Annotated in this window: 4 protein-coding genes and 1 riboswitch; of the genes, 2 read left to right on the top strand and 2 right to left on the bottom strand. The window is 73.9% G+C overall.

Features of this window, described 5'->3' with window-relative positions; translation table 11 throughout:
- Positions 1-164: 164 nt before the first annotated feature.
- Positions 165-354, top strand: a riboswitch (cyclic di-AMP (ydaO/yuaA leader).
- Between the two features lie 3 nt (positions 355-357).
- Positions 358-855 (top strand): C40 family peptidase, encoded by a 498-nt coding sequence (locus tag AC13HU_RS34350; protein WP_483045911.1) that lies wholly within the window; start codon positions 358-360, stop codon positions 853-855.
- Positions 856-1,033: 178 nt separating this feature from the next.
- On the opposite strand, the gene AC13HU_RS34355 is transcribed toward AC13HU_RS34350, so the two are convergent.
- Positions 1,034-1,939 (bottom strand): ABC transporter permease, encoded by a 906-nt coding sequence (locus tag AC13HU_RS34355; protein WP_483045912.1) that lies wholly within the window; start codon positions 1,937-1,939, stop codon positions 1,034-1,036.
- Complete coding sequence (locus AC13HU_RS34360) at positions 1,929-2,879, bottom strand: ABC transporter ATP-binding protein (protein ID WP_483045913.1); 951 nt, start codon at positions 2,877-2,879, stop codon at positions 1,929-1,931. Before AC13HU_RS34360 ends, AC13HU_RS34355 begins: the two co-directional genes overlap by 11 nt.
- A 57-nt stretch (positions 2,880-2,936) precedes the next feature.
- Here AC13HU_RS34360 and AC13HU_RS34365 point away from each other — a divergent pair.
- Positions 2,937-3,489: TetR/AcrR family transcriptional regulator (locus AC13HU_RS34365; RefSeq protein ID WP_483045914.1), on the top strand; the 553-nt coding region annotated here is incomplete at its 3' end.

A 3,489-nucleotide genomic window follows, 5' to 3' on the forward strand; every position in this document is an offset into this window, starting at 1 on the left:
GGCGGGGTGCGGCGGCGTCGGTTCACTCGGATGGGCGCGAAGTGATGAAGCTCACATCGCGCGTTTCTGTCCCGGCGCCGCCCCATGGTGTGCGTAACCATCCGTGGTGACGACAAGCCCCCGCCGCCGTGGCGGGGCGGTCCGTGCGGATGCCCAGTCCTGCCGACGCACGGATGCCAGGTCGACACGAGTGCAACGGCAGGAGCGGAGGACCCAGCACGACGGTCGGTCCGCGCTCACCGGTCTCCGGCGGGCGCCGGAGCGTCCTTGGGGTGAAGCCGCCGCATGCGGCCGGGCATCTTCGCCAGCCCGAACCCGACAGGTCATCCTTCGCAGGCTGATGACGAAGGGTCGCGCATGTGCACGCCCAACCGCATCTGCTTTCGGCCGGCCACGTCCCGGCTCTCGCGGCTCGGAGCCGCCTCTCTGCTCACCGCGGCGGCCGTGGCGGTCCCCATCCTGCTGCCGGGCAACGCCCAGCGGGCCGACGCCGCCGCCTTGGCCACCCGGGCGCTGAGCATCGCCGCGTCGAAGAAGGGCTCGCCCTACCAGTGGGGAGCCACCGGGCCGTACCGCTTCGACTGCTCGGGGCTGACCCTGTACTCGTTCGAGCGGGCCGGCAAGCAACTCCCGCGCACCGCCGCCGCCCAGTACAACAACACGACGCACATCTCTGCGAGCGCCCGCCGGGCGGGCGACCTGGTCTTCTTCCACAGCGGCTCGTCCGGCGCGTCCGTCTATCACGTGGGGATCTACGCGGGCGACGGCAACATCTGGCACGCGCCGAAGACCGGCGCCACGGTCCGGCTCGAACACATCTGGTCCCGCGGTGTCTGGTACGGCCGGGTGAACTGAGGCCGTGAGAACCCGCAACCGGGCGCTCGGCGGAGCGCTCGCCATCCCCGGGCGACCGGCCCGGGCCGGAGCCGCGGCACCCCGCTCCACGACGGTGCCGTGATCCCGGTAGGTCCGCACCGCGGCCCTACCCCTCAAAGCGCGCCGCACGCCGATCGCCCCGCGTGCCGACACCTCGTCACATCGCGGTGGCCCGGCCCCAGCCGCGGGACACCCGCCATGCCGCCGTCGCACCGCCGACCACGGCCACGGCGAGGAGGACCGCGATGCCGGTGAGGGTACGGCCGGTGTCGCCGGCGGCGGCGTGCCGCAGGCAGTCGGCCCCCCAGTAGCCCGGCGAGGCGGGGGCGACCGCACGGACCCAGCCGGGCAGCGTGGATATCGGTACCAGAGCGCCGCCGAGCGTGGTGAGCATGAAGGCGCCGATGTCGAGCACGGCGGAGAGCTGTCCGTAGCTGCCGGCCAGCAGGCCGACCGCGCTGCCCATACCGAGCAGCGCCAGCCCCCATACGGCGCAGGCGACCACCAGCAGGCCGGGGTCGGCCACGGGCATGCCGAACACCACCACCCCGAAGCCGAGCACCACCACCTGCTGGGCGGCGAGCACGCCGAGCACCGGTACGGCCTTGCCCACCAGCATCTCCAGCGGGCGCACGGGGGTCACCCGCAGCCGGTCCCAGGTCCGCCAGACGCGCTCGGAGAGGATCGAACTGCCAACGATCGACAGGGCGAGCAGCGAGAACATCACCAGCGAACCGATCACCGCCTGCGTGGTGCCGGCCGGTCCCTGCGCGGCCTGGTAGAGCGGGCGCATGGCGAGCAGCATCATCAGCGGCATCACCAACCGGCCGATCAGCGGGCCCGGTTCGTTGAGCAGCACCGCGGTGTTGTGCCGGATCAGCACGCCGGTGCGCAGCAGGCCCAACCGTGGCTCCGGGCTGGGCTTCACCATCGCGGGTGCAGCCGCACCCCTGCCGGCGAGGGCCGCCTCCGCGTCCAACTCCCGGCCTGAGTCCAACTCCCGGCCCGGGCCATGCCCCGGCTTCAGCTCGCTCGACGGATTCAGCGCCGGGTCATGCCGCATCGGACACCTCCCGGGCAGTCGGCGCGGCAGCGGCCAGTGCCGCGTACAGGTCGTCGAGGTCGGGGCGGCATACGTCCACCGCGGTGGGTGCGCAACCGGCGCCGAGTATCGCGGCGAGGTCGGCCGGTGGGTTGCGGGTGGCGATGCGCAGACCGTCAGGGCCGTACGGGCGGGTGCGGGCGCGCAGATCCTCGGGCAGGTCGGGGCGCGGGCCGGCCGGGTCCAGGGTCACCCGGATCTCGCCGGGCAGGTCGCGGGTGAGGGCTGCCCGCTCGCCCCTGGCGACCACGCGGCCGTCGCGCGCCACGGCCAACGTGGCGTCCAGATCGACCAGTTCGGGAAGGTAGTGGGTGGTGTAGACGACCGCCGCGCCCGCTGCCGCGCGGACCCGGACCGCGGCGAGCAGGGCGGCGCGGGTCTCCGGGTCGGCCCCGGCGGTCGGCTCGTCGAGCAGCAGGACCTGCGGGGTGCCCACCATCGCGGCGGCGGCCTGGGTGCGGCGACGCTGGCCACCCGAGAGCACCGCGCAGCGCCGGTCCAGCACGTCGCCGAGCATCAACTCCTCCGCGACCGCGCCGACCGAGCGGCCGACGGCCGCCCGTCGCATTCCGGCGAGCCCCGCGAACAGCCGCAGGTGCTCCCGGACCGTCACCGTCGGGTACAGCGCCAGCTCCTGCGGGGCCACCCCGAGCAGGGCGCGCGCGGCGCGCGGGTGGTCGAGCACGCTGATCCCGCAGACCTCGGCCCGGCCCGCGTCCGGGCGGACCAGTCCGGTGACGACCTCCACGAAGGTGGTCTTCCCCGCGCCATTGTGCCCGATGAGGCCGGTGATCTCGCCCGGCCGCACCTCGATGCTGAAGCCGTCGAGCGCCGTCTGCTCCCCGTATCGCTTCCGCAGGCCCTCGGCCGCGAGCATTCCGCCCGTCCCCGCTGTCTCCATCGCGGATCACCGCCCCCGTGAGTTGATCTACACCGTATAGATCTACAGTGTAGAGGCATGAGCGGGAAACGGGAAGAGATTCTGGACGCGGCTTTGGCGATCGCCGACGAGCGCGGCCTGGCCGGGGTGTCCATGCGGGCGGTCGCGCAGGCGGTCGGCGTCACGCCCATGGCGCTGTACCCGCACGTCAAGGACAAGGCGGGCCTGCTCGACGCGATGCTCGGTCGGTTGCTGGCGAACGTCAGCGAGGCCGCGCCCGAACTGACCGGGACCCGGGACTGGCGGATAAGGCTGCGCGCGTTCGCCGACACCGCCCGCGGCCTCGCGATCGGCCACCCGTGGGCGGTCACCCTGCTGTTCTCCCGGCCCGCCATCACGCCCGACGCGGTCACCACCGTCGACCAGCTCTACGGCGCCCTGCTCGACGCCGGGGTACCGCCCTCGCAGGTCCCGCGCCTGGAGCGGCTGGTGAGCACCTACGTACTCGGCTGGATCGCCTCCGAATCCGGCGGGCGCTTCGGGCCGGGCGCCCCCGACCCGCGCGGTGGGCGCGGCAAGCTGCCGGACGGCGGCCTCCCCGCCCACCTCGCCCTCGCGGACTGGCTCGATC

Source organism: Streptomyces sp. NH27 (assembly GCF_056859195.1).